General features: G+C 71.9%; 5 protein-coding genes and 1 pseudogene. 5 read left to right on the forward strand and 1 reads right to left on the reverse strand.

Going from position 1 to position 4,939, the window contains the following annotated elements:
- The first annotated feature begins 303 nt into the window (after positions 1 to 303).
- From FV223_RS19905 to FV223_RS19915, 3 genes are read left to right on the forward strand one after another with little or no spacing between them, the layout of a single operon-like run.
- Complete coding sequence (locus FV223_RS19905; RefSeq protein WP_147728629.1) at positions 304 to 1,047, forward strand: DnaJ family molecular chaperone; 744 nt, start codon at positions 304 to 306, stop codon at positions 1,045 to 1,047.
- Positions 1,044 to 1,790: an N-acetylmuramoyl-L-alanine amidase gene (locus FV223_RS19910; RefSeq protein ID WP_147728630.1), complete on the forward strand. Its 747-nt coding sequence runs from the start codon at positions 1,044 to 1,046 to the stop codon at positions 1,788 to 1,790. Before FV223_RS19905 ends, FV223_RS19910 begins: the two co-directional genes overlap by 4 nt.
- Positions 1,791 to 1,830: 40 nt before the next feature.
- Complete coding sequence (locus tag FV223_RS19915) at positions 1,831 to 2,118, forward strand: hypothetical protein (protein ID WP_147728631.1); 288 nt, start codon at positions 1,831 to 1,833, stop codon at positions 2,116 to 2,118.
- A 9-nt stretch (positions 2,119 to 2,127) separates the two neighbouring features.
- Here FV223_RS19915 and FV223_RS19920 read toward each other — a convergent pair whose 3' ends face one another.
- Positions 2,128 to 3,144: a TerC family protein gene (locus FV223_RS19920; protein WP_147728632.1), complete on the reverse strand. Its 1,017-nt coding sequence runs from the start codon at positions 3,142 to 3,144 to the stop codon at positions 2,128 to 2,130.
- Positions 3,145 to 3,356: 212 nt separating this feature from the next.
- On the opposite strand from FV223_RS19920, the gene FV223_RS19925 reads away from it, so the two are divergent.
- On the forward strand, positions 3,357 to 4,643 hold the full coding sequence (locus tag FV223_RS19925) for a TIGR03862 family flavoprotein (protein WP_147728633.1): 1,287 nt from the start codon (positions 3,357 to 3,359) through the stop codon (positions 4,641 to 4,643).
- Positions 4,640 to 4,939, forward strand: a pseudogene (locus tag FV223_RS19930) (spermidine synthase); the annotation flags it as partial. The gene FV223_RS19925 and the pseudogene FV223_RS19930, both read left to right, overlap by 4 nt.

A 4,939-nucleotide genomic window follows, 5' to 3' on the forward strand; every position in this document is an offset into this window, starting at 1 on the left:
TCGTCGGCGCCTCCACCGCGCCGCGCTGCCCCTACGGCACCTACCGCGACGCCTACGGCGACGTGTACTGCCGCTGAGGCCTCGCCGCCGACCGAACGTCGAAGGGCCGGAGCCGAGCGCTCCGGCCCTTTCTTCGTTCCAGGCCTGGGCCGGAGCCGAGCGCTCCGGCCCTTCCGCGTTTCCGGTCGAGCCTGTATCCCCGGCGGCTTGTCGTCGCCGGATCCCGTCAGGGTCCCCGGCGGCACCGCATAGAGGCCTGCCGGTGACCGTTCCGCATCTCCGAAACATCCCCGCCGGGTCCCGATGAGCTCGGGGATCTGGGGCAAGATCGGCGGCGCCGGGATCGGCCTCGCCATCGGCGGCCCGCTCGGCGGGCTCGCCGGCGGCCTCGCGGGCCATTACCTCGTCGACCGCGAGGGTGCGCTGTTCGGGCCGATGCCGCGCGACGTGGTCTTCACCACCGGCCTCGTCGCGCTCGCCGCCAAGATGGCGAAGTCCGACGGGGTGGTGACCCCGTCCGAGGTCGAGGCCTTCGGCAAGGTCGTGCAGGTCGGCGAGGCGGAGCGCGCCCGCGTCACCCGGCTGTTCGACCTCGCGAAGCGGACGACCAACGGCTACGAGGCCTATGCGCGGCAGCTCGCCAACGCCTTCCACGACGAGCCGTCGCTGCTCGAGGACGTCCTCGACGGCCTGTTCCACATCGCCACCGCCGACGGCGCGATCCATCAGGCGGAGGAGGCCTATCTCCGCGCGGTGGCCGAGATCTTCGGGTTCGACGACGCCGCGTTCCGCCGCATCGCCGCCCGGCACGTGCGGCTGGCCGACGACCCCTACCTCGTCCTCGGGCTCGAGCACGGCGCCGACCCGGCTGCGGTGAAGGCGCGCCACCGCCAGCTCGTCGCCGAGAACCACCCCGACCGCGCCATCGCCCGCGGCCTGCCGCCCGAGGCGGTGGCGATCGCCACCAAGCGCCTCGCCGCGATCAACGCGGCCCACGACCGGATCCTCGCGGACGGCGCCGCCGCGGTGGAGGGCGGTTCGCCATGACACCGGACAGCCCGCTCGCCACCCGCATCCAGCCCTCGCCGAACCACGGCGAGCGCCTCGGCCCGCGGCCGGACATGCTGATCCTGCACTACACCGGCATGACGAGCGCGGCCGCCGCTATGCAGCGGCTCGCCGACCCGATCGCCGAGGTCTCGGCCCATTACGTCGTGCTGGAGGACGGCGCGATCTGGCAGATGGTGCCGGAGAGCCGCCGGGCCTGGCATGCGGGGCGGGCGTCCTGGCGCGGCGAGCGCGACGTGAACTCCCGCTCGCTCGGCATCGAGATCGTCCATCCCGGCCATGCCGGCGGCCTGCCGCCCTACCCGGAGGCGCAGATCGCCGCCGTGACAGCGCTCGCGCGCGACATCGTCTCGCGCTGGGCGATCCCGGCCGACCGGGTGCTGGCGCATTCCGATATCGCGCCCGGCCGCAAGGAGGATCCGGGCGAGACTTTCCCTTGGGGCCGGCTCGCGGCGGACGGCGTCGGCCATCACGTGCCGGAAGTGCCGCTGCGCGACGGGCGCTTCTTCGCCGAGGGCGATTCCGGGCAGCCGATCGAGGCGCTGCAGGCGATGCTCGCGCTTTACGGCTACGAGCAGCCTCTGACGGGCACATTCGATCGCCACATGCGGGACGTCGTCACCGCGTTCCAGCGCCATTTCCGTCAGGCGCGGGTCGACGGCATCGCCGACGCCTCCACCATCACCACCCTGCGCGACCTGATCGCGTCGCGGCCAAGCTGAGGCGGCCGTCAGGGCGCGATCGCCGGATCGCCTCCCTCCCATGTCGGCCGGACTCGCGTTGCTGGCCGCCCTCGCCGCCCCGGCCTCGGCCCAGAATGCGGGCGGGAGGGCGTCGATGAATTCGGCTGCGCCCGCCGCGACCCGTCCGGACCTGCCGGATCTCGGCCGGCCGCTCCAGGTCGCACGGGTCGTGGCGGAGGGGCACGTGCAATTCCTCGGGTCGGATGATGCGGACCCCACCTGCTCGAGCCTCGCGCCCGCCTGCCGCGACAGGGCTTGCGGCGGCATGAACGTCAGCTTCAGCGGCGTCTACCACCGGGGCGGCTGACCCTCCGGCTTAGGCCCGACCGTGCAGCTCGGCTTCGCGCGCATCCGCATGCGCCTCGCCCCGGGTGCGCCACAGGCTGTAGAGGATGCCGATCGTCAGCAGCACCACGGTCACCGCCAGCGACACCCACGGCGGCACGTGGACGAGGCCGAAGGTGTCGGCGACGACGATCTTCGTGCCGATGAAGATCAAGATGAAGGCGAGCGCCGTCTTGAGGTAGGCGAAGCGATCGACCATTGCTGCCAGCGCGAAGTAGAGCGCGCGAAGCCCGAGGATCGCGAAGATGTTGGAGGTGTAGACCACGAAGGTATCGGTCGTGATCGCGAAGATCGCCGGCACGCTGTCGACCGCGAAGATCACGTCGGCGCCGTTCACAAGCACCAGGGCGAGCGCCAACGGAGTGAGCCACAGGGCGGTCTTGCCGGTCCTGGCATCGGTCTTCCGCACCAGGAAATGCTGGCCGTGAAGCTCGGGCGTGATCCGCAGCTTCGCCCTGAGCCACCGCACGGCGGCGTGATCCTGGAAGTCGCCGGCGTCCTCCTCCTTGGAGAACAGCATCTTCAGGCCGGCATAGATCAGGAAGGCGGCAAACAGCGACAGCACCCAGGCGGCCTGATGCACCAGGGCGGCGCCGAGCCCGATCATCAGTCCGCGCAGCAGCACCGCGGCGAGGATGCCCCAGACCAGCACCCTGTGCTGGGCGGCGAGCGGGATGCCGAGCGCCGACAGGATGACCGCGATGACGAAGACGTTGTCCATCGACAGCGACTTCTCGACCACGAGCCCGGTAACGTATTCCTGGGCGGGCTGCGCGCCAAGGTACCACCAGATCCAGCCGCCGAAGGCGAGGCCGAGGCTGAAGTAGAAGGCGGTGAGGAGAAGGCTCTCCTTGACGCCGATCTCGTGCTCCTTGTCGCGATGGAGCAGGCCGAGATCGAAGGCGAGCAGGGCGGCGACAAGGGCGTGGAACCCGAGCCACATCCAGATCGGCTTGCCGAGCCACTCGACGTACATGAAATCGACCATGAGCGGGACCGTGATGCTTCTTTTGCAAGGAAAGCATCGGCTCCGACATCACGGAAGCATCTTGAGAGAGCATCCCGCCAGAGGGGCCCGCAGCCGATGAGCGGCAGTTAAAGACCCGAACGCGGCGAATCAAGGGCGGGCTCGAGCGATGCCGGTCCATGCAGGCATGCCTTGACAGCGGGGACGATCGGACGCCTTCCGCTGCGATGGACATGCGAGACGACGACGTGGCGCAGGACGACGCCTCCCGGAACGAGGTCGCGGTCGTCGGCGGCGGCCCCGCAGGGCTGGCGGCGGCCGAGGTGCTGGCCGCGGCCGGGCACCGGGTCGCGATCTACGACCGGATGCCGTCGGTCGGCCGGAAATTCCTGCTCGCCGGCCGCGGGGGCCTGAACCTGACCCACAGCGAGCCCGTCCCGGACTTCCTGCGGCGCTACCACCCGTCCGGCAGCCTGGCCGGGGCGATCGCGGCGTTCCCGCCGGATGCGTTGCGGGCCTGGTGCGATGGCTTGGGGGAGCCGACCTTCGTCGGATCGAGCGGGCGGGTGTTCCCGAAGGCGTTCAAGGCCTCGCCCCTTCTGCGGGCCTGGCTGCGCCGCCTCGAGGGCGCGGGCGTCGGCATCCGCACCCGGCACCGGCTCGTGGCCGTCGAGGACGGCACGCTGGTGTTCGAGACGCCGGACGGGAAGAGCTGGACGAGGCCGAAGGCGGTGCTGCTGGCGCTCGGCGGCGCGAGCTGGCCCCGCCTCGGCTCGGACGGAGCCTGGGTGACGATGCTGGCGAATCTCGGCGTCGCCGTCGCGCCCCTGCGCCCGGCCAATGCGGGCTTCGCGGTGGCATGGTCGGACCATTTCCGCGAGCGCTTCGCCGGGCAGCCCCTGAAGCGGATCGGGTTGACCGCCGACGGCGTGATCGTGCGGGGGGAGGCGCTGATCACCGTCGACGGCATCGAGGGCGGTGCGATCTACGCGGTGTCGCGGGCCCTTCGCGCGATGATCGAGCGCCAGGACAGGAACGGGAAGGACGCGGGAAGCAAGGGCGCCGCGCGCTTGGTGCTCGACCTGCGTCCCGACCTCAGCGCGAGCGCCCTCGCTGACCGGCTGTCCGACCCGCGGCCCGGCGAATCGATGGCGACGCGCCTGCGCAAGGGGGCCGGCCTGTCGCCGGTGGCGGCGGGGGTGCTGCGCGAGGCTGCGGGCGTCGCGCTGCCGGCCGACCCGGATGCGCTCGCCGGGCTGATCAAGGCCGCACCGTTGCGCCTGCACGCGATGGCGCCGATCGAGCGTGCGATCTCCACCGCCGGCGGTGTCGGCTTCGACGGGCTCGACGCGGGCTTCATGGTTCGGAAGCGGCCAGGCCTGTTCGTGGCCGGCGAGATGCTCGACTGGGAGGCGCCCACCGGCGGCTACCTGCTCCAGGGCGCGATCAGCAGCGGTCGGGCGGCGGCGGCCGGGATGGCGGCGTGGCTTGCCGGACGAGAGGACGTGAGCGCCGCATGATCCCCTGGGAGAACCTCGACACCGCTTCGATCCCCGGCGACGGCGGCACCCTGCGGCTGCGGCGGCGGGGCACCGAGTACGCGATCATGCTCGGCCAGAACGAGCTGATGAACAGCCGGCTCAGCGGCTCGGAGGAGGCGCTGGCGACCCTGGCCTGCGGCAGGATCGCATCGCGCAGGGCGCCGCACGTGCTGATCGGCGGGCTCGGCATGGGCTTCACCCTGCGCGCCGCGCTCGGTGCGCTGCCTCCCGGGGCGGCGGTGACGGTGGCCGAGCTCGTGCCCGCTGTGGCCGCC

This window comes from Methylobacterium sp. WL116 (genome assembly GCF_008039455.1).
Taxonomy (GTDB): domain Bacteria; phylum Pseudomonadota; class Alphaproteobacteria; order Rhizobiales; family Beijerinckiaceae; genus Methylobacterium.